This window comes from Catellatospora coxensis, from assembly GCF_016862635.1.
GTDB lineage: Bacteria > Actinomycetota > Actinomycetes > Mycobacteriales > Micromonosporaceae > Catellatospora > Catellatospora coxensis.
The window spans coordinates 131,009-155,235 of record NZ_BONI01000005.1 but is presented as its reverse complement, the minus strand read 5'-3'; the positions used below and the strand labels follow the sequence as shown (position 1 = coordinate 155,235).

At 72.8% G+C, this 24,227-nt stretch carries 25 protein-coding genes; 16 read left to right on the top strand and 9 right to left on the bottom strand.

The window, feature by feature from the left end; all coding sequences use genetic code 11:
- The first annotated feature begins 52 nt into the window (after positions 1–52).
- The 5 genes from Cco03nite_RS04390 (at position 53) to Cco03nite_RS04370 (ending at position 3,175) form a co-directional block, all read left to right on the top strand.
- The gene (locus tag Cco03nite_RS04390) at positions 53–580 is read left to right on the top strand and encodes a hypothetical protein (RefSeq protein WP_203688749.1); all 528 of its coding nucleotides are present in this window, start codon (positions 53–55) and stop codon (positions 578–580) included.
- Between the two features lie 79 nt (positions 581–659).
- On the top strand, positions 660–1,331 hold the full coding sequence (locus tag Cco03nite_RS04385; protein ID WP_203688748.1) for a UdgX family uracil-DNA binding protein: 672 nt from the start codon (positions 660–662) through the stop codon (positions 1,329–1,331).
- A 138-nt stretch (positions 1,332–1,469) separates the two neighbouring features.
- Positions 1,470–1,613, top strand: coding sequence for a GPGG-motif small membrane protein (locus tag Cco03nite_RS04380; RefSeq protein ID WP_203688747.1), 144 nt, complete (start codon positions 1,470–1,472; stop codon positions 1,611–1,613).
- Between the two features lie 128 nt (positions 1,614–1,741).
- Positions 1,742–2,140 (top strand): CBS domain-containing protein, encoded by a 399-nt coding sequence (locus Cco03nite_RS04375; protein WP_239167099.1) that lies wholly within the window; start codon positions 1,742–1,744, stop codon positions 2,138–2,140.
- 39 nt (positions 2,141–2,179) lie between these two features.
- Positions 2,180–3,175 carry a nucleotidyl transferase AbiEii/AbiGii toxin family protein gene (locus Cco03nite_RS04370; protein ID WP_203688745.1) on the top strand — a complete coding sequence of 332 codons (996 nt, stop codon included), beginning with the start codon at positions 2,180–2,182 and terminating at the stop codon, positions 3,173–3,175.
- 7 nt (positions 3,176–3,182) lie between these two features.
- Here Cco03nite_RS04370 and Cco03nite_RS04365 read toward each other — a convergent pair whose 3' ends face one another.
- The 4 genes from Cco03nite_RS04365 to Cco03nite_RS04350 form a co-directional block, all read right to left on the bottom strand.
- A complete protein-coding gene (locus Cco03nite_RS04365; RefSeq protein ID WP_203688744.1) occupies positions 3,183–4,385 on the bottom strand; it encodes a hypothetical protein in 1,203 nt (400 codons plus the stop codon).
- Between the two features lie 47 nt (positions 4,386–4,432).
- Positions 4,433–5,074: a TMEM175 family protein gene (locus Cco03nite_RS04360; RefSeq protein WP_203688743.1), complete on the bottom strand. Its 642-nt coding sequence runs from the start codon at positions 5,072–5,074 to the stop codon at positions 4,433–4,435.
- Between the two features lie 84 nt (positions 5,075–5,158).
- Positions 5,159–5,875: an alpha/beta fold hydrolase gene (locus Cco03nite_RS04355; RefSeq protein WP_203688742.1), complete on the bottom strand. Its 717-nt coding sequence runs from the start codon at positions 5,873–5,875 to the stop codon at positions 5,159–5,161.
- A gap of 84 nt (positions 5,876–5,959) precedes the next feature.
- Positions 5,960–6,562 (bottom strand): TetR/AcrR family transcriptional regulator, encoded by a 603-nt coding sequence (locus Cco03nite_RS04350; RefSeq protein WP_203688741.1) that lies wholly within the window; start codon positions 6,560–6,562, stop codon positions 5,960–5,962.
- Between the two features lie 57 nt (positions 6,563–6,619).
- On the opposite strand from Cco03nite_RS04350, the gene Cco03nite_RS04345 reads away from it, so the two are divergent.
- From Cco03nite_RS04345 to Cco03nite_RS04305, 9 genes are all read left to right on the top strand, one after another.
- Positions 6,620–7,744 carry an FAD-dependent oxidoreductase gene (locus Cco03nite_RS04345; protein WP_203688740.1) on the top strand — a complete coding sequence of 375 codons (1,125 nt, stop codon included), beginning with the start codon at positions 6,620–6,622 and terminating at the stop codon, positions 7,742–7,744.
- Between the two features lie 136 nt (positions 7,745–7,880).
- The gene (locus tag Cco03nite_RS04340) at positions 7,881–8,852 is read left to right on the top strand and encodes an NAD(P)-dependent alcohol dehydrogenase (RefSeq protein ID WP_203688739.1); all 972 of its coding nucleotides are present in this window, start codon (positions 7,881–7,883) and stop codon (positions 8,850–8,852) included.
- Between the two features lie 26 nt (positions 8,853–8,878).
- A complete protein-coding gene (locus tag Cco03nite_RS04335; protein WP_203688738.1) occupies positions 8,879–9,145 on the top strand; it encodes a hypothetical protein in 267 nt (88 codons plus the stop codon).
- Complete coding sequence (locus Cco03nite_RS04330) at positions 9,142–9,531, top strand: hypothetical protein (RefSeq protein ID WP_203688737.1); 390 nt, start codon at positions 9,142–9,144, stop codon at positions 9,529–9,531. The genes Cco03nite_RS04335 and Cco03nite_RS04330 overlap by 4 nt, the downstream gene beginning before the upstream one ends.
- A gap of 225 nt (positions 9,532–9,756) precedes the next feature.
- On the top strand, positions 9,757–10,260 hold the full coding sequence (locus tag Cco03nite_RS04325) for a hypothetical protein (protein ID WP_239167098.1): 504 nt from the start codon (positions 9,757–9,759) through the stop codon (positions 10,258–10,260).
- The gene (locus tag Cco03nite_RS04320; protein ID WP_203688736.1) at positions 10,260–11,642 is read left to right on the top strand and encodes a hypothetical protein; all 1,383 of its coding nucleotides are present in this window, start codon (positions 10,260–10,262) and stop codon (positions 11,640–11,642) included. Before Cco03nite_RS04325 ends, Cco03nite_RS04320 begins: the two co-directional genes overlap by 1 nt.
- Entirely contained in the window at positions 11,639–13,033 is a 1,395-nt protein-coding gene (locus Cco03nite_RS04315) for a VWA domain-containing protein (RefSeq protein ID WP_203688735.1), read from the top strand. Before Cco03nite_RS04320 ends, Cco03nite_RS04315 begins: the two co-directional genes overlap by 4 nt.
- 11 nt (positions 13,034–13,044) lie before the next feature.
- Complete coding sequence (locus tag Cco03nite_RS04310) at positions 13,045–14,157, top strand: ATP-binding protein (RefSeq protein WP_203688734.1); 1,113 nt, start codon at positions 13,045–13,047, stop codon at positions 14,155–14,157.
- On the top strand, positions 14,154–16,958 hold the full coding sequence (locus Cco03nite_RS04305; RefSeq protein ID WP_203688733.1) for a DUF5682 family protein: 2,805 nt from the start codon (positions 14,154–14,156) through the stop codon (positions 16,956–16,958). Before Cco03nite_RS04310 ends, Cco03nite_RS04305 begins: the two co-directional genes overlap by 4 nt.
- Before the next feature lie 28 nt (positions 16,959–16,986).
- Here the strand turns inward: Cco03nite_RS04305 and Cco03nite_RS04300 are convergent, their stop codons facing one another.
- From Cco03nite_RS04300 to Cco03nite_RS04285, 4 genes are all read right to left on the bottom strand, one after another.
- Positions 16,987–17,346, bottom strand: coding sequence for a hypothetical protein (locus tag Cco03nite_RS04300; RefSeq protein ID WP_203688732.1), 360 nt, complete (start codon positions 17,344–17,346; stop codon positions 16,987–16,989).
- Between the two features lie 173 nt (positions 17,347–17,519).
- Positions 17,520–18,026: an NUDIX domain-containing protein gene (locus tag Cco03nite_RS04295; RefSeq protein WP_239167097.1), complete on the bottom strand. Its 507-nt coding sequence runs from the start codon at positions 18,024–18,026 to the stop codon at positions 17,520–17,522.
- Positions 18,027–18,113: 87 nt separating this feature from the next.
- Complete coding sequence (locus Cco03nite_RS04290) at positions 18,114–18,452, bottom strand: avidin-fold protein (RefSeq protein ID WP_203688731.1); 339 nt, start codon at positions 18,450–18,452, stop codon at positions 18,114–18,116.
- Between the two features lie 102 nt (positions 18,453–18,554).
- A complete protein-coding gene (locus Cco03nite_RS04285) occupies positions 18,555–21,587 on the bottom strand; it encodes an AfsR/SARP family transcriptional regulator (protein ID WP_203688730.1) in 3,033 nt (1,010 codons plus the stop codon).
- Positions 21,588–21,699: 112 nt separating this feature from the next.
- Between Cco03nite_RS04285 and Cco03nite_RS04280 the strand changes: the two genes are divergently transcribed.
- Both Cco03nite_RS04280 and Cco03nite_RS04275 read left to right on the top strand, forming a co-directional pair.
- The gene (locus Cco03nite_RS04280; protein ID WP_203688729.1) at positions 21,700–22,779 is read left to right on the top strand and encodes a class I SAM-dependent methyltransferase; all 1,080 of its coding nucleotides are present in this window, start codon (positions 21,700–21,702) and stop codon (positions 22,777–22,779) included.
- A 54-nt stretch (positions 22,780–22,833) separates the two neighbouring features.
- Positions 22,834–23,619 carry a PIG-L deacetylase family protein gene (locus tag Cco03nite_RS04275; RefSeq protein WP_203688728.1) on the top strand — a complete coding sequence of 262 codons (786 nt, stop codon included), beginning with the start codon at positions 22,834–22,836 and terminating at the stop codon, positions 23,617–23,619.
- Positions 23,620–23,702: 83 nt separating this feature from the next.
- Here the strand turns inward: Cco03nite_RS04275 and Cco03nite_RS04270 are convergent, their stop codons facing one another.
- On the bottom strand, positions 23,703–24,173 hold the full coding sequence (locus Cco03nite_RS04270; protein ID WP_203688727.1) for a hypothetical protein: 471 nt from the start codon (positions 24,171–24,173) through the stop codon (positions 23,703–23,705).
- Positions 24,174–24,227: the final 54 nt, after the last annotated feature.

The window sequence follows — 24,227 nt, the reverse complement described above, 5'->3', positions numbered from 1 at the left end:
CGGCGGGGCAGGCCGCAACGGCGCGGCCTCGTGCATCCCGAATGAGGTAGTCGTGACCGCAGGCCTGCCCCCCGTGATCGCCGCCACCACCCACTGGCTGACCCGGGCATACCCGTCCGACGGCGGTCCGGCGCAGGCTGCCCGGGTGCTGGCGCAGGCCCGGCAGGCGGCCACCGTCGCCGCGTGGCTGCGCTACCCGACGGAGCTGGACGCCGGCCTGCTGGCGATGCTCGGGCCGGGCGGCTCCGGCGGCCTCGACCGGGTCATGCGCGCCGACGAGCACGAGGAGCCCTCCGCCGCCGACCGGATCTGGCGCGGCTGGGTCGACGAGGTCGTCGCCAGCTGGGCCGCCTGCCTGCTGTCGGACCCGCGGCTGGCCGCCGACGCCGTGGCCGCCACCGCCGACTGCGAGCACGCCCAGGTCGTCGACCGCGACTTCAGCCGCCTCACCACGCCCGACGCCGACGACGCCCGCGCAGCGGCCCTGCTGCGCCACCCCGACCTGGTCGCCCCGGTCGCCAACATGCACCGCGCGAACCTGATCGAGCGCCTGCGCCTGGACCCGGTCGAGGTCGGCTGACCGGCCACCAGGGCGGACCAGCCGCCCGCGAAACGGGTCGCACGGCATGGTCCGTCCGCATCCCGGGTACCAGCTCACCATGGCGACGAGCACGGAGCAGGGCGCTCAGCGGTATGTCCCCGACGGGGCGGCGTCGATCGGCGAGCTGCGGGAGGCCGCGGCCGGCTGCCGTGGCTGCCACCTGTATCGCGACGCCACCCAGACGGTCTTCGGGGCGGGGCCGGCCCATGCCCGGGTGGTGCTGATCGGCGAGCAGCCCGGTGACGTCGAGGACCGCCGCGGCGCGCCGTTCGTCGGCCCGGCCGGCAAGCTGCTGGACCGGGCGGTGGAGCAGGCCGGGCTGGACCGGGCGGACGCCTACGTGACCAACGTGGTCAAGCACTTCAAGTTCAAGTCCACCGACACCGGCAAGCGGCGTATCCACCAGAACCCGAACCGTGCCGAGATGACCGCCTGCATGCCCTGGCTGGCCGCCGAGCTGCACCTGCTGCGTCCGCGCGTGCTGGTGGCGCTCGGCGGCACGGCGCTCAAGGCGCTGCTCGGGCCGTCGGCGACCGTGTCCGGGGCGCGGGGTGTGCTGATGCCCTGGCCCGGCGCGGCGTACCAGCCCGAGCTGTTCGCGGCCGACGGCGCGGCGCAGTTGCTGGCCACCATCCATCCGTCGGCGGTGCTGCGCGCCGTCGACCGCGACGCCCTGTACGAGGGCCTGGTGGCGGACCTGCGGCTGGCCGTGGCGGCGCTGCGCCGATGAGCCGGGCCGGTTTGACATGTTTCACCCGTGGGTACGCGGAATGTCGGGTGATCCCGGTCGAGCATCGACGATCGGCCCGGTACGCCCACCGGAGTCCTGTCCCATCCTGGGCCGGCCGTTCGGACGAGGGAGAAAGAGATGGCCACGCTGCTGTGGATTCTCGCGGTCGTGCTGGTGATCGCGGGTATCTTCGCCCTGCTGCGCAGGGAGATCCTCTGGGGGATCGTGTTGATCGTCGTCGGTCTGCTCGTGGGCCCCGGAGGTGTCAGCATCTTCACCTGAGTTGCCATTCCGCTCGCATCGGGCCGTTCACGGTGTTTGGCCGATGCGGGCGGGGAATGCGGTGAAGAGCATGGAAAGCCACCGCAAGGAGGTTCCAGATGGCAACCGCGCAGATGGTACGAGAAATCATGACAGGCGACCCCTGCTGCATGCCCGACTCGGCGAGCATCACCGAGGCGGCCGAGCAGATGCGCAGCCGAGACATCGGCGACGTGCTGGTCACCGACCAGCAGGGCAACCTCGAAGGCGTCGTCACCGACCGCGACATCGTGATCCGGGCGCTCGCCCAGGGCCGCGAGCCGGGCAGCACCCGGCTGAAGGACGTGCTCAGCGAACCCGCCGTGACGATCCGCCCCGACGAACCCGTGTCCCGGGCCGTGCAGCTCATGCGCGAGCACTCGCTGCGCCGCCTGCCCGTCGCCGAAGGCGGCCACCCGGTGGGCATCGTCTCGCTCGGCGACCTGGCCGTGGAGCGCGACCCCGCATCGGCGCTCGCCGACATCAGTGACGCCGCACCCAACCAGTGACCCGCACGCTGTCAGACCGACCGCATAGCGTCTGGCGGCATGGGTGACGCCGCACCGCTCGACAGTGCGCCGTCCGGTGTGCCCGCCCGGCTCAGGGCGGCGCACCGGGCGGCGCTCGATCATGTACTGGCCCTGGTCGCCGCGGCGCCCTGCGGGGACCGGCTGGTGCTGCGCGGCAGCATGACGATGCTCTCCTGGGCGGGGGAGCACGCTCGCGAACCCGGCGACCTGGACTGGGTCGTGCGGCCCCTGGCCTGGGTGCCGATCGACCCCGCGTTCCCCTATCCCTACCTGGACAAGCTCGACCGGGTGCGCACCTGGCCGGAGGCGGCCCACGGCGCGGCCGGCGACGAGATGTGGGACCCGGACGACTTCGACACCGGCGGCATTCGCGCCGTGCTGCCACCCGAAGGGCTGCGCTGGATGCCGCCGCTGGACCGCATGGATCTGGACCGTCCGCACGAGGACGTGCTCATGCTCGTGCGCAAGCAGCCGCAGGCCGAGGGTGGCGTCCTGTTCGACCCCGACGAGGCCGAGATCGACCACGCCTGGGCGTACGCGTACGACGGCGAGGACGGTACGGGTGGCACGCGCCTGCTGCTGCCCTGGCGGGTCGATGACGCGGTGCACGGGCTGCTGCAGCTCGACTTCTCCTACGACGAGCACCTGCCGGAAGCGCCGGTGCTGACCGCGATACCCCGCGCCGGGGGCGGCCCGCCGACCGCCGCGTGGACCGTCGGTCCGGAGCTGTCGCTGGTCTGGAAGCTGCAGTGGCTGCACAGCGACCAGGCGGACGCGGGCACGGCCGCGGGCAAGGACCTGTACGACGCGGTGCTGCTCGCCGAACGGGGCGGCGCCCGCCTGCCCGACCGCCTGCGCCGCCACCTGCTGCGCCGGGTGTCCGATCCGGACGCCTACCACCCGGACCGGGTGCGGTCCTGGCGGATCGACTGGGCCGGCGACTTCGGCGGGCCCGCCGCCGCGCCCTGGCTCGAACGGCTCATCGCCGCACTGCCGTCGGTGCTCGGTTCGTGAACCGCGGTCAGTCGACGGCGCGCGCCCGCAGCTGTGCCATGACCTCCGGCGCGGGCCAGTCGCCGACCTGGTAGCGGGTCGGGGCGAGCAGCGGCTCGGGGGTCAGCTCGACGAGCCGGGCCACGTCGCGCCACGGCACCCGCCCCCAGCTCTCGCCGTCGCGGACGAAGGAGACGAAGTCGGCCTCCGGCAGCAGGGTGGTGATGCCGTCGGTCCAGGTGGTGACGGTGATCGCGGGCTCGTCGGGGCGGGCCGCGGCGATGAGCGACGCCACGAACACGTCGATGCCGTGCTCGGCGTACTGCGTGGACAGCCACCGGGTCTGCGCGCCGTACTCGGTGTGGGCGAGCACGACCTGGGCGCGCTGGGCGGGCACGTGGTCCGGGTGGCCCGGCGGCGGGGCGTACGGCACGACGCGGCCGCGCTCGCCGGCGACGTAGCCGACCGGGGAGACCCCGCGGGTCGCCTCGTTGAACTCGCTCTCCACGAGGGAGAACAGGCCGGGCATGCCGCCCTCGCCGACCGGACAGAGCAGGACCGTGTTGATGTCGGGCACGAACGCGACGACCTGCGCGTCCATCGCGTGGCCGACCCCGGCCAGCCAGCCCGGGGCCAGCAGCAGCGAGGTGAAATAGCCGTCGCCTGAGTCGACCATGCGGATCAGCGCGCCCGCGTCGGGCCACTCCCGGCTCAGCGAGCGCTCGGCGATGCGCTGGAGGTTCTCGCGCGCGGCGGTGAAGACCTCGTCGGCGGTGACCTCCCAGTCGTCGAGCCGGGCCGGGGTCACGTACGCCATGGACTCGGGGCGGTCGACGACGACCAGCTCGCGCAGGTGCGGCAGGGCGGCCCGGGACAGCGGCGGGACCATGCCCATCGGCCCGCCCTGCCCGAAGGTCTCCGCGCGCAGCACCGGGCGCAGCCGGTGGCGCACCTCGTGCCAGGCCTCGTCGTCGTGCGGGGTCATGATGATGCGCACGAGCTGCGCGATCCGGTCCCGGCGGGCGGCCGCCCCGGCGCCCTCGCTCTCGGCGAAGACGTTCGACAGGTAGATCCACACCGGGGTGGTGGCGCCGTCACGCCACGCCGCGATCGCGAACTTGCCCGCGTCGTAGCCGGCCCGCCGGACCCCGGGGGCCTGCCGGGTGATCCGGAGCGCCTCGGCCGCGAACCTGTCCCGGGGCGATCCGAAGAACCTTCCCAGCAATCCCATGGCGGCCAACGTAGTGGATGCCCGTCGCCCGTGTGGGCCCGGCCAGGTCAGAGCGCCGTACGCGCGGCGGCATCGGTGCTGGTGTCCCGATCGGTGTGCTCGCGCACGATCCGGTCGATGCGCGGGTCGGGCACCACCCACATGACCACTACGGCGACGAAGCAGCCCAGCGCGACCCATACCCCGGCCTGCCCGGGGATCAGCAGCGCGCTGAGGATGCCGGCGACGTCGAGCACCAGCGACGCCTTGCCCTTGCGGTCGCGGCCGACGGCCCGGCGTAGCGGCGAATCCGGCCCCTGCTGCTTGATGACCAGGTTCTGCAGCACCACGTAGGCCAGTGCCGAGCCGAGCAGGTTCACGCCGTAGAGGACCACCGGCGTCTGCGCGAACCCCGACTCGTCCACCCAGGCGGTCGTGAACGGGAACAGCGACAGGCAGAACAGCAGCGCCAGGTTCGCCCACAGCACCGCGCCGCTGACCCGCTCCACCAGGTGGAACATGTGGTGGTGGGTGTTCCAGTAGATGCCGATGTAGACGAAGCTCAGCAGGTACGTCAGCAGGCCGGTGCCCGTCATGTCGAGCAGCGCCGACAGGTCGTGTCCCTCCGGCACCCGCAGCTCCAACACCATGATCGTGATGATGATGGCGAGCACCCCGTCGCTGAACGCCTCCACCCGACTGGTTTTCACGGCACTACCTGCCCTTCTTCGGTCCGCTGTGCGATGGAGGGGGTGAGGTCCGAGGAGACGCCACGACCTCACCCCCGGCTCGGGTCAGGCCGCCGCGACGGCCTCGAGGATCGTCGCGGTGACCGCGTCGGGCTGCGAGACGCTGATCGCGTGGGACGCGCCCGGCACCTCCCGGACGCTCCTGGCCTCGGCCCGCTTCGCCATGTGCCGCTGCAGCTCGACCGGGATGCACAGGTCGGCGTCGCTGAAGACGAACCACGACGGGATCGACGCCCACGCCGGTGCGGCGGCGGGCAGGCCGGTGGTGAGGGCGAGTTCGGTGACGGGGCGCTGGGTCGCGAACATCACGGCGGCCCGCTCGGCCGACACGTCGGCGGCGAACTGCTGGTGGAACACGTCGGGCCGGATGGCGAGCTCGTTGCCGCCGGTCGAGACCGGGTAGGCGGTCAGCGCCTGGCCCAGGGTGCTGCCCGGGAACCTGGTCGACAGGTCGAACGCGGACTCGCCGTGGTCGGGCGCGAACGCGCAGACGTACACCAGGCCGGTGACCTTGCCGTTGCCGGCCGCGGCCTCGGTGATGACCATGCCGCCGTACGAGTGGCCGACGAGCACCACGGGCCCGCTGATCGCGGCGACCACGTCGCGTACGTAGGCGGCGTCGCCCGGCACGCCGCGCAGCGGGTTTCCGGCCGCCACGACGTCGATCGAGCGTTCCCGCAGCCGCTGCACGACCCCGGACCAGCTCGCGGATTCGGCGAAGGCCCCGTGCACGAGCACGACGGTCGGCTTCTGGTCGGTCATGGTGTTCTCCGTTCCGTAAGGTTTGCCCTGCTCGAACAGCTAAGACAGGACAGCCCTACGGCATGTGACGGTGCGTGGTGGTCGTCACACGTTCCGTGCTGCAGCGAGCCCGCCCTGCACGATCGCGACGGCGAGCGGCTGCGCCGCCTCCCTGGTCACCGCCTCAGCAGGCCCGGTGACCAGCGCGAATAAGGCACCGCCGTACATCACGAGCATCGGCGGGATCGCGGCCGGGGGGATCTGCAGGCCGAGGTCGGCGTGGTGGGCGCCGGTGAACGAGGCCATCGCCGCCATCGACTCGTCCAGCGCCGCCGCCAGGGCCGGCCGTCGCAGGCTCTCCAGCCGCAGCTCGAAGATCGCCAGGTAGCGCGCCCGGTGCGGGCCTGCCGCCAGCAGCAATGAGCCCGTGATCAGGTCGATCGCCCGCTGCACGCCGTCTTCCGCGACGGGAGCGGGCTCGGCTCTCGCCGCCTCGGTCATGTCGGCCTGGTGGCGCTCGACGACGCGGCGGGCGGTCGCCACGAGCAGGGCCTCCCGGCTGCGGAAGTAGTTCGACGCGGTCCCGGCGGGCAGCCCGGAGCGCCGGTCGACGGCCCGGTGGGTGACGCCGTGCACGCCCGATTCCACGAGCAGATCGATGGCCGCGTCGGTGAGAAACGCCCGGCGCTGTTCGTTGGGTGGCGGCACCCGATCAGTGTATGGCACCATCCGTTGTACAACGTACGTAGTGAATGGGGTGTCGCAGTGCAGGTACTCATCGCGGGAGGCGGTGTCGGCGGGCTGGCCCTCGCCCGCGGGCTCGCCGGATCCGGGCACGAGGTCCGCGTCTTCGAGCAAGCCCCCGAGCTGCGTACCGGCGGCGCGGCCGTCACGATCTTCAGCAACGGGGCGGCCGCGCTCGCCGGGCTCGGCGCGCCCCTGGCCGGCTTCGGCGGGCGGCTCGACCGGCTGCGGTTCGACAGCGCCGACGGCCGGACCATGGTCACCGCCGACCTGACGGTGCTCGCGAAGCGGATCGGCTTCCCGGTGACGTCGGTGCCCCGCGATCGCCTGTTCAGGCATCTCGCGCAGGGGGTGCCGGTGGAGTTCTCACGCGAGATCGTCGACGTCGAGGTCCACCCCGGCGGCGTGACCGCGATCGACGCCGCGGGCGACCGGCACGAGGCCGACGTCGTGGTGGGCGCGGACGGGCACCGCTCCGCCGTACGCCGCGCGGTCCTCGACCCGGCGCCCGCCGCCGAGAACGAGTGGACCACCTGGCAGGGCCTCACCCCGGTGCTGCCCGAACTCGTCGGCGGCACGACCGGCGTCTGCGTCGTCGGCGACGCCGGGCTGGTCGGGCTGCTGCCCTCCGGCGACGGCCTGCTCATGTGGTGGTTCGACGTGCACCGGCCGCTGGGCGACTCACCCGCCGCAGAGCTGGCCGCGCGGTTCGCCGGATACGGCCCGCTCGTGCAGGGGCTGCTGCGGCAGCTCCGGGACGAGGACCTGGAGTCGTTCCGGCACGTGACACACCAGATCCCCGACCGGTGGGGACGCGGTGGGGCGACGCTGCTCGGCGACGCCGCGCACGCCTTCCCGCCCACCCAGGCGCAGGGCGCCAACCAGGCCCTGGAAGACGCCTGGCTGCTCAGCCGCGCGCTGCGCACCGACACCGCCGACCTGCCCGGCGTGCTGCGGCGCTACGAGGCACTGCGCGCGCGCCGGGTGCGCAAGGTCTCCCGGCGCGCCGCGAGCGAGCAGACCAACAAACCACTACCTCCGCTGGTACGCACGCTGACCGGGCTGATCCCGCCGAGCCTCATCGGCAAGGCGTACGTCGCGCAGCTGCGCGGCATCAGCAGCGTCCTCAGCCAGGAGTCCGTCTGACACGGACCGTGATCAGGTGCTCGCTTAGGGGTCGGGTTCAGGGTTGTCGCCGATGCGAGGTCTCCGGCGGCGCACCTAGCGTGGCAGGCAGCGGCCGGCGTCGTCCGTCCGATGACGTCTCACGGATGGAGCAGCCATGCGCGCGATCGTGCACCAGGACTTCGGTTCACCCGACGTGCTGCGCCTGACCGAGGTGGACACACCGGTGCCCGGTGACGGCGACGTCCTGGTGAAGGTCGTCGCGACCACCGTCACCGCGGCCGAGGCCGCGATGCGGCGCGGCGAACCCCGCTGGGGCCGGGTCGTCCTCGGATTCACCCGGCCGCGCCGCCGGATGCGCACCCTCGGCATGGAACTGGCCGGCGAGGTGGCCGCCGTCGGCGCGGGCGTGACCCGTTTCCGGCCCGGCGACCGGGTGTTCGGCTTCACCGGCTTCGGGCTGGGCGCGTACGCCGACTACAAGTGCATGCCGGCGGGCCGCTCGCTCGCGATCATGCCGGCGAACGTGACCTTCGGGCAGGCCGCCGCCGCGGTCGACGGAGCCACCACCGCGCTGTTCTTCCTGCGCGACCAGGCCCGGGTGCGGCCCGGGCAGCGGGTGCTGGTGGTCGGCGCGTCCAGCAGCGTCGGCACGTACGCCGTCCAGCTGGCCAAACACCTCGGCGCGCACGTGACCGGGGTCTGCGGCGCCCGCAACCTGGCGCTGGTCGCCGAACTCGGCGCGGACCACGTCATCGACTACACGAAGGACGACTTCACCGCGAACGGCGAGCGCTACGACGTCGTGTTCGACACGCTCGGGCGCAGCTCCTTCCGCGCCTGCCGGGCGTCGCTGACCCCGAAGGGCCGGTACGTCCCGACGACGGGCCTGCACAACGTGCCACTGGTCTGGCTGACCGCCCTGACCGGCGGCCGCCGCGTCGTCGGCGGCATGTCCGTCGACAAGACCGAGCTGCTGGTCTACGTGCGCGACCTCATCGAGCAGGACCGGCTGCGGATCGTCGTCGACCGCACCTACCCGCTGGAGCGGATCGCCGAAGCGCACCGCTACGTCGACACCGGCCACAAGACCGGCAACGTCGTCATCATGGTCGGTGACGCTGGTTGATCAGTATTACGGGTTACAGTAATCGTATGAACCGTGAACAGGTGGACCGCACCTCGATCAGCCTGCCGGTGGATCTGGCCGAATACGCCCGTGCCAAGGGCAACGGCAACACCTCGGCCTACCTGGCGAGCCTGATCGAGAAGGACCGCCGCCTCGACCGGATCAAGGCGATGCTCGCCGAGCACGGCTACACCGGCGAACAGGCGATCACCGACGCCGGAGTGGCGGCCATGCGTGACCGGCTGCACCGGGTGCGCCGGGAACGGGCGAACCGCCGCCAGCAGGCCGCGTGAACATCACCGTCGTGCTGGACGGCTCCGCGCTGCGCGCGTACGCCCGCCTGGAGAGCGTGTCCGTGGGGGAGCTGATGCAGACCGTCGCCGAGGACGGCGACCTGGCCGGGATACCGGTCCTCGCGCTCGTCGACCTGTGGCCCGACCTCGGCAAGGAGGAGCAGGACCTGCTCACCGACCTGATCGGACGCGCGGACAGCCCCGTGCAGGTCCTGCCGATGCACACCGACCTGGTGCCCGCCGTCGCCGCCCCGGCCCGCGCCCTCGGCCACGGCCCGGCCCACGCCGTCGCCACCGTCCAGGACCTCGGCGCCACACTCGCCACCTTCCACCCCGACCACTACGCCGACGCCCTCGACCCGTACGACATCCTCGAACTGTCCTGACCACCGGACGCCCCGAGCGAGGCCTTGGTCCGCAGTTTCGGTGAAACCGCAGCTAAGTGCCTGTCTTTACGTGCAGTTTCCCCGGACCTGCGGACCGGGTGCCGGGCGCGAGGTGTGGCGGGGCGGTGGTGCGGTGGAAAGTGTCGGGTGGGGACGGTAATTTCACCCGCGCCGCCGAAGCCGACCTTGGCCGGTGGATCCGCCGTTCAAGGAGGTGCAGGCAGGGTGAACGCTGCCCGGAAACCGTGGGAGGAGCGCAGCGCCGCGCTCGTGGTCGCGCCCGCGCGGCCGCGCAAACTCGCCAAGGTGCCGTTCGTGGAGCTGGCCGACGGCCGGCTGCAGGGAGTGGTGTCCAGCGGCTCGGACATCGAGCGGGTGTACGTGTCCTCGCTGACCGCCGCGAACCACTCGTTCCACTGCAGCACCAACAACAACCGCCCCTGTGGCGGCATCCGCCGTGGCGGCTGCAACCACCTGCGCGCCCTGGCCGACGAGGCGGTGCTGCAGTACGGGGTCGAGCGCGTCGCCCGCTACGTGCGCGCCGAGGTCGCCGAGGACGCCACGACCGGCGCGGCCGTGCTGGCGGCGGCCGACCCGTGGCACGAGCCGTCGGCGGGCGCGCCGGTGTTCAGCCGCTTCCTGCGGCACCTGGCCTACCTGGAGCTGGCCGCCACCACCGAGCCGCTGCCCGAGCTGCACTGGTTCCCGGCCGGCGGGGCGGTGCGCTGATGCGGTTCGACCTGCTGGCGGCCCCGGTCGACGGGGTGTCCGAGGCGTACGAGGTGGTGGCCGGGTTCGACGGCGCGCTGGTCGGCGGGCTGCTGCGGCCGGGTGCGGAGCAGATCGCGGCGCTGCACGCGCTCGCCGCCGCCGTGTCGGGCACCCCGCTGGCCGGCCGGGTCGCCGAGGCGGTGGACAAGACCATCGCCGGTTCGATCTCCGACGAGCACCTCGCGGCACTGGTCGCGGCGCGTTCGGCGCTGCTCGGCGCGTCCCACGACGCGCTGCTGGCCCGGCTCGACGAGGCGGCCGGGCGCGGCCGTGAGCCATGGCCGGCCGCCGGACTGGGCTCCTTGACGGGAGCCGACAACCTGCTGGCCGCGGCCCGGTCGTGGCTGTCCGATCTGGCCATCGCGGGCTGGCGCGGCATCGACCACGACCTCGTGTCGCACGCCGACCAGGCGGTGCAGGCGCTGCTCGCCGACCTGCGGCTGCGGCGGCTGGGCGCGCTGCTCGACGGGTTCGCCGGAGAGCTGCGCGCCTGCGCGCCCGGCGCGACGATGCCCCGGGTGCCGGTGCGCCGCTGGGCCGACCTGTGGGCCCGCGCGGTGCTGCTGGCCCAGCCGGGCGCGCTCGCCTCGACCGAGGTGGGCACGGTGTCGGGGCGGCTGCTGCCGCTCGGCGTTGACCTGCACGAGCACCCGACGGCGGTGCAGGCGCAGGTGCACGCTGTGCTGGAGACCGCCGACGGGCCGCGCCTGGTGCGCGCGAGCGTGTCCACGCCGAAGGTGGACACGCTGGTCGGGTCGGGTGTGTGGCAGTTGCTGCGCGGCCACAGCGCGCTGCTGGCGGCGGTCACCGAGCAGCGCGCCATGGACCTGACGGACATGCCGGTCACCGCGGGCGGCGACCTGATCTGGTCCGACGAGCACACGAAGGCGGGAGCGCCCGCCGAGCCGTTCGCCACCGCACGGGTGCAGCTGGCGGCGGCGAGCGCTGCGCCGGTTCCACCGCTGGAGCGGCACCCGGTGCGCATCGCCGAGCCGGTGCTGCTGGAGGGGTACACGGCGGCGGCGGATGACGACGGCGTCACGCTCACCCTGCCGGGCCTGACCGTCGAGGTGGACGTCGAGCGTATGCACAGCGCCGGGCCGCTCACGCCCGCGCTGGTCGCCGCGTCGACGGCGTGCATCGGGCTGCTGCGCTGGGACGGGCACTGGACGATCCAGCCCCTGGCCGTCGAGGCGCAGGTCAAGCGCAAGACGGTCGCCGTACACGCGGGCGCGTGGGCCGGCGGGGCGGCCGACGCCGCCGGAGCCAAGGCCGAGGCGGCCGCCGCCGACGCGGCCAAGGTGCTGCGCGAGCGGGCCGGAAGGTTGCTGCGCCGATGACCGTGGACGCGGACTTCAACCGCCGCCAGGTGATCTACTGGCGGCTCATCGCCCGGCTGTTCAGCCGCGAGGAGCAGGGCACCCTGGAAGCGGCCAGCCTCGCCGTGATCGAGGACATCGGCCTGCCCGCGGCCCTGCTCGACCCGTCGGTGTCGATCGACAACATCGTGCAGCGCTTCCCCGACCTTGCCACGGAGTTCGACGGACTGATGGTGCCCGAGAACCTCGGGGCCGCAGTGTCCGGCGAGGCCGCAGCGAGTGCCGGCGAGGCCGAAGCCCCTGCGGCGGAGGAGGGCCGCGATTCGGCCGCCGAGGTGCGGCGTGCCGCGCTCGCGGCGAAGCTGCTGCTCAACGTGTTCGACACCGGGTCGGGTGCGGTGTCGGCGACGCAGCTGGCGCGCTGGCAGTCCGATGCCGGGTGGCTGGAGCGGGCCCTCGGTGAGGAGCCGGGCAGCCTGCGCCGCCAGGGCGGCGGGGGCATGGGCGGCGGCAGCGGGCAGGGCATGGGCGGCACGCTCGGCGAGCTGGAAGGTGACCTGGTGGGCCGGATGAAGCTGCGCGAGGTGCTGGCCGACCCGAAGCTCGCCGCGCAGCTCACCCCGAGCATGTCGCTGATCGAGCAGCTGCTGCGCGACAAGTCGAACCTGTCCGGGGTCGCGCTGGCCAACGCGAAGTCGCTGATCCGGCGGTTCGTGGAGGAGGTTGCGGCGGTGCTGCGTACCCAGGTGGAGCGCACCGCGGTCGGCAAGATCGACCGGAGTGTGCCGCCGAAGCGGGTGTTCCGCAATCTCGACCTGGACCGCACCATCTGGAAGAACCTGACCAACTGGAGCCCGGACGACCAGAAGCTCTACGTCGACCGGCTGTTCTACCGGCACACCGCCGCCAAGACCACGCCGTCGCGGCTGATCGTGGTGGTCGACCAGTCCGGTTCGATGGTCGACTCGATGGTCAACTGCACCATCCTCGCCTCGATCTTCGCGGGGCTGCCGAAGGTGGATGTGCACCTCATCGCGTACGACACCAGGGCCATCGATCTGACGCCGTGGGTGCACGACCCGTTCGAGGTGCTGCTGCGCACCAACCTGGGCGGCGGCAACGACGGCCCGATCGCGATGGCGATGGCCCGCCCGAAGATCGCCGAACCGGCCAACACCGCGATGGTGTGGATCTCGGACTTCTACGAGTTCGACCGCTCCCAGCCGCTGTACGACAGCATCGTCGCCGTGCAGCGCTCCGGGGTGCGGTTCATCCCCGTCGGCTCGGTGACCAGCTCCGGCCAGAACATCGTCAACCCGTGGTTCCGCCAGCGCTTCAAGGACCTCGGCACGCCGGTCGTGTCCGGCCACATCCGCAAGCTCGTGTTCGAACTCAAGAACTTCCTGGCATAGGAGAACGACCCATGACCGAGATGCTGCGCGCCCCCGCCGAGACCAAGTACGCCGAGGAGCTGGACTGGCTGGAGTCGATCGACGACGGGCCCAAGCCGTTCTCGTGGCGGCTGAGCCCGAAGATGGTGCGGCTGTTCATCCTGGGCAGCGAGCGCGCCGACGGCCTCGACCGCGAGGTCGCCCAGAAGTGGTTCGGCGACCGCAGTTTCGTCGAACGCGCCATCGTCACCCTCGCCTCCGACCGGGGCCTGCTGCTCATCGGTGACCCCGGCACCGGCAAGAGCTGGCTCGCCGAGCTGCTCGCCGCCGCGATCAGCCGCAACTCGACGCTGGTCGTGCAGGGCACCGCCGGCACCACCGAGGACCACATCAAGTACTCCTGGAACGTGTCGGCGGTCATCGCCAACGGCCAGTCCCGGGCCTCGATGATCCCGTCGCCGATCATGACGGCGATGGAGCAGGGCGTCATCGGCCGCTTCGAGGAGCTGACCCGCTCCACCAGCGACGTCCAGGACGCCCTGATCTCGATCCTGTCCGAGAAGTACGTGTCCATTCCCGAGCTGGACGACGACAACATCGTCTTCGCCAAGCCCGGCTTCTCGGTCATCGCGACCGCGAACAGCCGCGACCGGGGCGTCAACGACCTGTCGTCGGCGCTCAAGCGCCGCTTCAACTTCGTGCGCATCCCGGTGGTCACCAACAAGAAGAGCGAAGCCGAGATCGTACGGTTCCGCACCGTCGAACTGCTGCGCCGGCACCAGATCGAGCTGGACGTGCCGCCGACGCTGCTCGACATCCTGCTGCAGAGCTTCGCCGACCTGCGCGCCGCCGCCGCGTCGGCGGGCAGCGACGACGAGAAGCTCGAATCGGCCCTGTCCACCGCCGAGCAGATCGGCGTCCTCGAAGACGCGATCCTGCACAGCAACTTCTTCGGCGACCGGGCCCTGCGCGCGCAGACCCTGGCCAGCTCCCTGGTCGGGTCGCTGGCCCGGCGCGCCCCGGAGGACCTGGCCATCCTCAACAAGTACTGGCACGGCGTCGTCGAGCCGCGCAGCAAGGCCGAGGGCGGGTCGTGGACCGAGTTCCTCGACGGCGGCCGCGAAGCGATCAAGACGCTGTCGTGACCACACCGACCTTCGGGGCGCTGCGCTCGCAGCTGCTCGACGCGGCGGCGGCGCTCGCCGACGGGCCGGACGCGCTCGCCGGGATCCTCTCCGGCATCGTGGACGACGTCGACCGGGCGCTCGCCGAACCGCTGGAGATCTTCCCGGTGTGCCACCACTCGCCCGCGTCCGCGATGGCGATGGCCAGACGGCTGCGCGACAAGCAGCCCAAGGTCATCTACCTGGAGCTGTGCGAGGACATGACGCCGCTGCTCACCGAGCTGCGCAACTGCCGGCTGCCGGTGGCGGTGCAGGCGTTCGCGTCCGAACTCGACGGCTTCCCGCAGGACTGGGCGCCGCTGTCGGTGGTCGCGCCGATCACCGAGGCGTCGGCCGAGTACCAGGCCATCGCGTACGCCCTGGACACGCCCGGGGTCGAGCTGGTGCTCGTGGACCGGTCCACCGACCACGTGTTCCAGTGGCAGCCGCGCAAGGACAAGGCGGCCGAGCCGAACACCGAACCCGCGGCGGAACCGGTCGAGGACGCGGACCTGCACGGCGACGCCGTCGGGGTCGAGATCGGCGACCTGCGGCCGCGCTTCGCCGAGCTGGAGGAGCACCTGCTGCACCACGGCAAGGTGCGCCACTGGTCGGAGTGGTGGGACCAGTACGTCGAGCAGCCCCTCGGCGACGCCGACTACGACACGTACCGGCAGGTCATGGTCCTGATCGGCAGCCTGTTCCGGCGGCTCGCGCCCGGCGCCCGCGAGCGGGTCACCTCCGACGAGGAACGCGAGCGCTACATGTGGACCCGGATGCGGCAGCACCTCGCCACGTCCGGCGTCGACGCCGCCGACACGCTCTACGTCTGCGGCGCGTTCCATGCCGCCAGCCACGTCGACGAGTTCGGCCTGCACGGCGCGGACACGTACGAGATCAGCCCCCGGACCGCCACGAAGTGGCACTACGGCCTGATCCCGTCGAGCCACTCCTCGATCGAGGCCCAGTTCGGGCTGGCCTCGGGCTCGGTGTCCATCGCCGCGGCGGTGTTCGCGAAGTCGCTGACCCGCACCGGCGTGGTCCCGTACCGGCTGGAGGGCCAGCAGGGCGGCCGGACCGCGAAGAAGAAGGCCAAGCCCGCCCCGGTGGTGTCGCCGCAGGCGCAGCAGGTCGCCGACCGGCTGTCCGGGTTCCTCGCCCGGCCCCCGGTCCTCGACGCGCTCGACGAGGACGAGCTGCTCGGCTGGTCCGTCGAGATCGTGCGGCTGGCCCGGCGCAACGGCTACCTGTCCAGCACCGCCGACGCCATCGCCGTGTTCGAGACGTCGATCCTGCTCGCCGGGATGCGCGGCCGGGCCCGCCCCACGCCGTACGACTTCCAGGACGCGGCCGTCACCTGCATCGAGAAGGAGTCCGTGCCCGGCCGCCGCGACGTGCGGCGGCTGTGCGAGATCATGCTCGGCGGCGACCGGATCGGCCAGGTCGGCTACGACTCGCTGCCCCCGCTGGCCCGCGACGTGCACGACCGGCTCGCGCCGCTCGGCCTGAAACTGGAGCAGCGCGGCGTGCAGCGGGCCCTGCTCGACATCGCCGGCGATCCCGTGCTGGGCAGGTGCTCGGACCTGCTGTGGATCCTGCGGCGACTGCTGCCGCAGGGCGCGGCCCGCCCGATCATGGGCGAGCGGCGGCTCGGCCACCGGGCCATCCAGGAGTCCTGGGACCTGGCCCTGGGCACCCACTCCCGCGAGCTGATCGAACTCGGCTACGAGGGCATCACCGTCGAGCAGGTCCTGGAGCAGCGGCTGCGCCGCTCCGTCTGGGGTCCGCAGGCCACGGCGGCGGTCGCCCTGGGTGCGGTCGAGGACGCGACGCTTTACCTGCGCAGCCGCCGTTTCGCCGACGAACTCGGCGCGCGGGCGGTCGAGCTGCTGGCCGCCGAACGCACCGTCGACGACGCCCCGGACGTGCTGCGCCGGGCCCGCCGCCTGCTGGCCCACTACCGGGCCACCGAGCCGGTGCTGCCCGCCTGGCTGGAGGCGTTCGTCAAGGCCGGGTACGCGCACTACTGCACCCTGCTGCCGAACGCCTTCGTCGAGGAGGAGACCGGCGCCAAGCAGGTCGCCGCGATGCTGGGCTTCCTGTTCAGTATGGAGAGCCTCGCGCTGTCGCTGGGCTGCGACCGGGCCCAGCTGGAACTGGCCGTGGCGCAGTCGCACCCGACCACGCCCGGCAAGACCGCGCTGCTGTGGGCGGCGCAGCACCAGCTCGGCGTGCTGTCCCGGGCCGAGCTGCGCGAACGCTGCGTCGGGCTGCTGGACAACCCGCTGGTGCTGCCCGCGTACCCGCAGTATCTGAGCGGGTTCGTGCAGGCCCTGGAACCGGTGCCGGCGCTGGCCGGGTTCGTCGTCGAGGCGATCTCGCAGGCGTTCGGGCGGCTGCCCGACGCGGTGCTGCTGCCCTGGCTGCCGACCCTGATCACGACCCTGCGCAAGGAGGGCGGCGACCACGTCGGCCTGCTGGTCCGCGAGGCCGGCCGGGTCTTCCCGGGCGACCTGCCGACCCTCGACACGTGGACCCCGCCCTGGTCGGCGACGGCTCCCGACCCGGCGGCCGCCGCGGTCGGGCCGCGTGCCCAGGCCGGTCCGGTCGCGGCGCTGCTGGCCGTGCATCCCGAGCCGACCGACGCGCTCGCCGCGCTGCTCGGCTGCGAGGGGGCGTGGGACGTGCCGGAGTCACAGCCCGGCAGCGGGCCGGTGCACGAGCTGCTGGCCCGTTATCCGGAGTCGGCTGTGGCGCTCGCCGCGGCGACGGGCGTCGCCTGACCGACACGGGCCGTGGAGCAGCCTTCCGCTACTCCACGGCCCCACGCACCTCGGAGCGCCTGCCCGACCCGGTCGTCAGATCGAGCTGGTAGTCGATCGTCCCGGACAGGCCGGTCGGCGCGGTGAGCGCGAACCGCCCTCGCTCGTCGATCAGGTGGACGGTGACGGGGATCGTGCCGCCGTCCTCGAAGCGGAGATCGAAGACCGGATCGAGGTCGCACAGGAACGTGACGCCCTCAAGCGCCGTCTCGCTGAATGCGAGGAAGCGGCCCTCGGCGTGCCAGCCGCCGTCATCGCTGGTGATCACCACGTGGACGGCGTCTCCGCAGAAGTTCAAAGAGGAGTTCGCCCACCAGTCCAGGTGACAGCTTCCTTCGAAACGGTCCATGGACCAGATCCTCGCCGAGCGGGCACCTCACCGCCAGACCGCACCGGCCACGTCATCGAGGCACCCGCCGCCTCGGCACCGGCCTCGGCGTAGCCAGGGGGCCTCGCATCCGGGAATCGACGGTCCCAGGCGTGGCCGACCAGACCGGTCGTGGTCGAGGACCGCGGGGTGGATCACGGCCAGGCCGTCACCAGTCTCCGCATCCGGGCGTGGTCCTCCGGGAAGGAGCTCTCCCAGCCGTGATCCAGCTGTTTCCAGGCCGCCTGCTGCCCGTCTTCGCCGACCAGGGGTGTCGAGGCGGCGGCGACCGCCACGTAGGAGAAGGACAGGGTCACCGGCAAGCTCGGATGGAACGAGCGGACGGCCACCGCCGCCGGCCGGTCGAGGAGTTCGGCGCGCACTCCGGTCTCCTCGAACAGTTCCCGGGCCGCCCCCTCGCGTGGCGTCTCCCCGGGTTCGACCCTGCCACCCGGCGGCACCCAGGCCCGCCAGGGGTGCCGGACCAGCACGACGCGGGTCCGGGCGGGGTCGAACACCCACACCTCGGCACCCAGCGGCTCCATCGGCCCGCGCACCGCCGCGTCGAACCACGCGCGTGCGTCGTCGAACTCCAGCACGGCCGCCGCCAGGTCACTGCGCACCGCGTCGAGGACGCGCTGGTCGAATCCGCTACCGATCACGGTGGAAGGGTAGGACACCCGTACGACAAACCTCGGCGATTCCTCGCCCTGGTCGGCGAGGTGCTTCCGCTGAGCTGACCGCCCGGCTCAGCGTTGTTCGACGACCGCGCTGGTCCCGGAGCCGGGCCGCGACTCCCACTCCCAGGTCTCGTCCAGCCGCAGCCGGCCGTCGCCGAGCTGGGACAGCACGGACACGCAGTGCCCGGTCGAGGTCTGCCCGTCCGTGTTGAGCTGGGTGTACCGGAAGTCGAGCCGGTCGCCGTCACGGGTGCCGACGAGGAAGCCGCGCCGGATCGCGCCGCCGCCGTACTCGGCCCAGACCATGCCGTCCTGCTCGTGGTAGCTGAACTCCGTCTGCGTGCCGACCTCGCCGCCCGCGACCTCAGCCTCGGCGACGAAACGCCGCCCGTCCAGAGATGTGATCACAAGCTGGATGCTGGCATCCACCCCGCCGCAACCGTGACCCGCCCCCGGAGGAACGTCGAGGAGTGGATCTAGACGATCTGTTGTCGCTGGGACGACGACAAATCATCTAGATCCGGAGTGTGGTGCCTGGGAGAGTGCCGTGTCCACCGCGGAGAGAGCGAACGCGACGGTCCCGTCGGGACCGAGCGCCGCGCCGGCGTCGACGGCTTCGGTGTAGGCGGTGACGCCGAGCGTCGCGGTGAGGTCGGCGGCCGCCGTGGCGAGGCTGGCGGCGTCGGAGCCGTACGCGGCTGTGTCGGCGGCGTCGAGCGCGCCGAGCAGCGTCGCGGCGGCCTCGCCCGCGCCGACCCGCACCAGCAGCGGCACCAGGTTGCGCAGCGTCGTCCACTGGTGGTGCCACACCTGCAGGCGGTGCCACCGGTCGACGCACTGCCGGAAGGCGCTCAGCGCGGCGGCGTCCTCGCCCGACCGGGCCAGCAGCGCGGCCAGCCCGACCTGCGCGATGGTCGCCGTGAACGTCCCGGCCACGGAGTCGGCGAGCGCGACCGCTTCGGCGTACAGCCGCCGAGCCCGCGCCGGATCGCCACCGCACAAGGCCTCGGCCTGGCAGTACTTCGCCCACGCGAGCAGGCTCGGATTGCCCAGCCGGGTCGTCACCCGCAGGTTCTCCTGCGCGATCGTCAGCCCGGCGGCCACGTCACCGGCGTACGTACGCGCCAGCCCGTGGAACAGCAGGCCCTCGCCCTCGCGCCACGCGTCGCCGTGCACGCGGGCGAGCCGGGTCTGCTCCTGCGCCCAGCGGCTGCAGTCGTCCAGGCGGCCCTCGTACAGCGCGACCGCCGCGAGCACCTTCAACACCGGCAGGCACGGCGCGCCCTGCGGGTCGGCGGCCCCGGCGAGGGCGGACTCGGCGACAGCGAGCGCCCGGCGCTGGTCGCCGCGCAGCGTGAAACCTTCGCCGACCGCGCCGCAGACGACCGGGTACAGCGGATGGGCTGCGGCGCCGGGCAGGCCGAGCACGGTCTCGCCCCAGGACACGACCTCGTCGTGGAACCGGTAGACGACGTAGTGGTACAGCCCGGCCGAGATGCGCATGGCCAGGCCGGTGTCGCGCCGCTCGACGGCCCACCGGTGCGCGGCGCGCAGGTTGGCCATGTCGGCGTCGAGCACGGCCACGCACCGGCCCTCGTCGGGGCCGCGCATGGTCGCGCCGAACCGCTCGGCGGTCGCGGCGAAGTATGCGGCGTGCGTGTCGTGCAGCGCCTGCGCCTCGCCCCGCTCGGCGAGCTTCTCCGCGGCGTACGCCCGCAGCGTCGCCAGCATCCCGTAGCGCACCTGCCCGGCGCTCGCCCCGGCGGTGACCAGCGAACCGTCGACCAGCGCGGCGAGGGTGTCGACGAGGTCGGGTTCGCCGCACACCTGCTCGGCGGCGGCGAGGGTGAACCCGCCCGCGAACACCGACAGCCGGTCGAACAGCCGCTGCTCGGCGGGGCTGAGCAGGGCGTACGACCAGTCGACGACAGCCCGCAGGGTGCGGTGCCGCTCGACGGCCATGGACCGGGCCGCCAGCAGTCTCAGGCCGTCGCCGAGCCGGTCGGCGAGGTCGGCGGGGTTGAGCGCGCGCATCCGGGCGGCGGCGAGTTCGATGGCCAGCGGCAGCCCGTCGAGCCGGCGGCAGACCTGCGCCACGTGGTCGAGGTTCGGCCCGGTCAGGTCGAGCCCCGGCCGCACCGCGCGGGCCCGGTCGGCGAACAGCAGCACGGATGCCGAACCGGCCGGGTCGGTGTCGTCGCCGGGCACGGGCAGCGGCGCGATCGGCTGGATCTGCTCGCCCGCCACGCCGAGCGGGGTACGGCTGGTGGCCAGCACGGTCAGCCGGGGGCAGCTGCGCAGCAGGGCGGTGAGCAGCGCGGCGGCGGCGTCGAGCACGTGCTCGCAGTTGTCGACGACCAGCAGCAGCGACCGGGTGGCCAGGTAGGCGCGCACCGACTCGGTGATGTCCGAGCCGGGCTGCTGGCGGGCCCCGATCGCCGCGGCGACGGCATGGCCGACTGCGGCCGGGTCCGTGATCGTGCCCAGCTCGCACCAGCGCACACCGTCGGGGTACCCCTGTGCCCCGGCCGCGGTCTGGACGGCGAGCCGGGTCTTGCCGACGCCGCCGGGTCCGGTGAGCGTGACCAGCCGGTTCGTGTCCAAGGCGACCTGGATCGCGGTCAGCTCGTCCTCGCGGCCGATGAAACTGGACGTCTCCTCCGGAACCGTTCCCTGTTCCGGCGCGGCCGCCGCTGTTCCGCCCGGCCCGTCCACTCCTGCCCCGCCGCGCCCCATGCCGGTCTCTGCCGCGTCGGGCGGCCGAGTGCCTGGTGACGTGCCGGTGATCGGGCGTGGGTCGAGGTCCGGGTCCTGGCGCAGGATCGCCGTCTCCAGGGCTCGCAGTGCCGCTGACGGTTCGACGGCGAGTTCGTCGTCGAGGCGCTGCCGGAAGGCCCGGAACGCCGCGAGCGCCTCGGCCTGGCGGCCGCACCGGTACAGGGCGAGCATGAGCTGGCCGCAGGGCCGCTCGCGCAGCGGCTGCTCCTCGGTGTACGCCCCGAGCGCGCCGACCAGCTCGGCGTGGTGGCCCAGGGCCAGCCCGGCCTCGAAGCGCTGCTCGACCGCGCCCAGCCGCAGCTCGGCCAGCCGGGAAGCCTCCGGCCGGGCGAAGTCCTCGTCGGCGAACTCGGCGTACGCCGTACCGCGCCACAGTGCCAGGGCCTCGTCCAGATGTGCCAGCGCCGCCGCCGGGTCGCCCGGGAAGACCCGGCCGGCCTCGCCGACGAGGACCTCGAACCGGCCGACATCGGTCTGCGCGGGTGTGACCTGCAGCAGGTAGCCGGGCGGCCGGGTCGACAGCGCCGCCTCGCCGTCGGCGTGCAGCAGCGCGCGCAGCCGGGACACGTACGTGTGCAGGGACGGCACCGCCGTCGCGGGCGCGTCGTCACCCCACAGGATCTCCACCAGCCGGTCGGCGGACACCACCGAGCCCGCCTGCGCGAGCAGCGCCGTGAGCAGCAGCCGCTGCGTCCGGCTGCCGATGGCCAGGTTGCGTTCGCCGGACCGGACCAGCAGCGGCCCGAGCACGCCGAACGTCAGCACCGCGGCCCCGCCCGCCGCAAGTCGGCTGCAAGAGCGCTGCAAGGTGTCGCCGCCAGCATCGGAGTTGTCGGTTCCACCGTCACAACCCCTCACTATAGGAGGCGTAAGGATCATGACCACCGCAGAGATCACCGTCGAGGCGTCCGCGGCGGCCGTCGAGGAGTTCGCGGGCCGGGTCACGGGCGACACCAGCGCCTGGATGGTCACCACCATGGCGATGCTCGGCGACCGGCTGGGCCTGTGGCGGGCGCTGGCCCACTCGGACCCGGTGACCAGCGCCGAGCTGGCCGCCCGCACCGGCACCGGCGAGCGCTACGTCCGGGAGTGGCTGTCGTCCATGGCCTCGCACGGGTACCTGACCTACGACGAGTCCACCGGGCGGTTCACGCTGCCGGCCGAGCACGTGCCCGTGCTGGCCGCGGACAGCCCGGTCTACTTCGGCGGCCTGCACCAGGCTCTGTACGGGCTGACCGGGGTGCTCGGCCAGGTGACCGAGGCGTTCCGCGTCGGCGGCGGGGTGCCGCTGGCGGCGTACGGCGAGGACTGGTGGCAAGGGCTGGAGCGGTTCACCGCGGGCAGCTTCGACCACCTGCTGACGCAGGTGTGGGTGCCCGCGATGCCGCAGGTGTACGCGAAGCTGGCGCTGGGCGCGCAGGTCGCCGACGTCGGCTGCGGCCGGGGCCGGGCCCTGATCGGCCTCGCCCGCGCCTTCCCCGCCGGGCGGTACGTCGGGTTCGACGTGCACCCCGAGTCGATCGCCGCGGCCCGTGCCGCCGCGGTGGAGGCCGGGGTCGCCGACCGGGTGCGGTTCGAGGTCTGCGACGCCGCCGCGGGGATCCCCGGCGAGTACGACGTCGTGACCACGTTCGACGTGATCCACGACCTGGTCGAGCCGGCGGCGGTGCTGAAGGCGATCCGCGGCGCGCTGCGCCCGGCCGGGCACTACGTGTGCGTCGACATCAATGCCAGCCACCACCTGCCCGACAACGCCGGACCGCTGGGCGCCTACTTCTACGGCATCAGCATCCTGTACTGCCTGACCACGTCCCTGGCCCAGCACGGCGCGGGCCTGGGCACGTGCGGGTTCAACGAGCACACCGCGCGGGAACTGTGCACGCGGGCGGGCTTCGGCTCGGTCACCAAGGTCGAGATCGGCAACCCGTTCAACAACCTGTACGAGATCACTGTCTGAACACGACCCGGGCCCGGTCCACGTGACCGGGCCCGTTTCCCATGAGGAGCCGTCATGTCCGTGTCCGCGCTCGGCACCATCCTCGGGATCTGGGCACATCCCGACGACGAGGTATACCTGTCCGCCGGGCTCATGGCCACGGCCCGCGACGCCGGGCAGCGGGTGGTCTGCGTGACCGCGACGCTCGGCGAGCACGGCACCGGCGACCCGGTGCGCTGGCCGCCCGCGCGCCTGGCCGCGGTACGCGCCCACGAGCTGCGCGCCTCGCTGGCCGTGCTCGGCGTGACCGAGCACCACGTGCTCGGCCTGCCCGACGGCGGCTGCGCCGAGCAGGGGGAGGCCGTCGTGGACCGGCTCGCCGCGATCGTGGATCAGGTGCGGCCCGACACCATCGTCACGTTCGGGCCCGACGGCTTCACCGGGCACGCCGACCACCAGGCGGTGTCCCGCTGGGCCACGGCCGCCCGGAAGCGGGCCGCCCCGAACGCCCGGCTGCTGCACCCGGTCCTCACGTATGAGTTCCTTGCCCGCTGGCAGGACGTGTACGACCGGATCGACGTCTTCCTCGCCGACGGGCTGCCGCACGCGGTGCCCGCCGCCGCGCTGAGCCTGACCGTGCCCTTCGGCGACGCGCTCGCCGACCGCAAGCTGGTCGCGCTGCGGGCACAGGCCACCCAGACCTCCGGCCTGGTCACACTGCTCGGCGAGCAGACCATGCGGGACTGGTGCGCGACCGAGGGCTTCGTCGACGCCGGGCCGGTGTCCGACCGCGTCTGGGCGTCGTGGCGACCGGCGGCGGGCCGCCTGCCCGGCTACGCCGCATGGGACCACCAGTGCTGAACCGCGCTGGACTCCACCAGCAGGAACGTAGCTCAAACCAGGTTTGCCGATGGCGGGACAAAGCCATCGGCAAACCTGGCCGGTCACGCGTATTTGACCATGGAGCAGTGGTACCGCACGTTGTCACTGAACTTGCATGCCTGGTACCACTCGACTTTCCTGTTCTGCCACCAGGCGGCAGAGTCGGACCCGTAGAGCGTCGTTGCGGTGACGTCTGCGTACGAGCCGTCGGTGAACTTGACGTGCAGTCCTGCGTCCCACCCGTCGTTGCTTCCGTTCCAGACCCAGCCCCAGCTGGACCCGGTTCCGGGATTGTCGTCGACGGAAACCTCGTCACTCTTCCAGGTGAGACTTGAGGCCGCGGCCTGAGCCGGAGCCGGAGCCGCTGACGCCAGCACGGAGGCGGCGGCGACGGTGGCGACAGCCAGACGCGCCATCACCCGCGATGTCTTTCGCATCGAGGTCCCTTCGGTCGTGTTTCCGATGTGCAGAGGCCGAGGCTTGAGGTCATGGGCGTCATTGCCGTCCGTCTGGATCGCGCCGGTACGGCGCATCGGGCGTGGATGCCGCTTTCCTGAAGCACCTTCCTCGACCGTTCGTACGGGTGG

Coding starts and splice junctions, on each gene's coding strand:
- Cco03nite_RS04385 (WP_203688748.1), top strand. CDS start 660: ATGGCGACGAGCACGGAGCAGGGCGCTCAGCGGTATGTCCCCGACGGG.
- Cco03nite_RS04380 (WP_203688747.1), top strand. CDS start 1,470: ATGGCCACGCTGCTGTGGATTCTCGCGGTCGTGCTGGTGATCGCGGGT.
- Cco03nite_RS04375 (WP_239167099.1), top strand. CDS start 1,742: ATGACAGGCGACCCCTGCTGCATGCCCGACTCGGCGAGCATCACCGAG.
- Cco03nite_RS04370 (WP_203688745.1), top strand. CDS start 2,180: ATGGGTGACGCCGCACCGCTCGACAGTGCGCCGTCCGGTGTGCCCGCC.
- Cco03nite_RS04365 (WP_203688744.1), bottom strand. CDS start 4,385: ATGGGATTGCTGGGAAGGTTCTTCGGATCGCCCCGGGACAGGTTCGCG.
- Cco03nite_RS04355 (WP_203688742.1), bottom strand. CDS start 5,875: ATGACCGACCAGAAGCCGACCGTCGTGCTCGTGCACGGGGCCTTCGCC.
- Cco03nite_RS04340 (WP_203688739.1), top strand. CDS start 7,881: ATGCGCGCGATCGTGCACCAGGACTTCGGTTCACCCGACGTGCTGCGC.
- Cco03nite_RS04335 (WP_203688738.1), top strand. CDS start 8,879: ATGAACCGTGAACAGGTGGACCGCACCTCGATCAGCCTGCCGGTGGAT.
- Cco03nite_RS04320 (WP_203688736.1), top strand. CDS start 10,260: ATGCGGTTCGACCTGCTGGCGGCCCCGGTCGACGGGGTGTCCGAGGCG.
- Cco03nite_RS04315 (WP_203688735.1), top strand. CDS start 11,639: ATGACCGTGGACGCGGACTTCAACCGCCGCCAGGTGATCTACTGGCGG.
- Cco03nite_RS04310 (WP_203688734.1), top strand. CDS start 13,045: ATGACCGAGATGCTGCGCGCCCCCGCCGAGACCAAGTACGCCGAGGAG.
- Cco03nite_RS04300 (WP_203688732.1), bottom strand. CDS start 17,346: ATGGACCGTTTCGAAGGAAGCTGTCACCTGGACTGGTGGGCGAACTCC.
- Cco03nite_RS04280 (WP_203688729.1), top strand. CDS start 21,700: ATGACCACCGCAGAGATCACCGTCGAGGCGTCCGCGGCGGCCGTCGAG.
- Cco03nite_RS04275 (WP_203688728.1), top strand. CDS start 22,834: ATGTCCGTGTCCGCGCTCGGCACCATCCTCGGGATCTGGGCACATCCC.
- Cco03nite_RS04270 (WP_203688727.1), bottom strand. CDS start 24,173: ATGCGCCGTACCGGCGCGATCCAGACGGACGGCAATGACGCCCATGAC.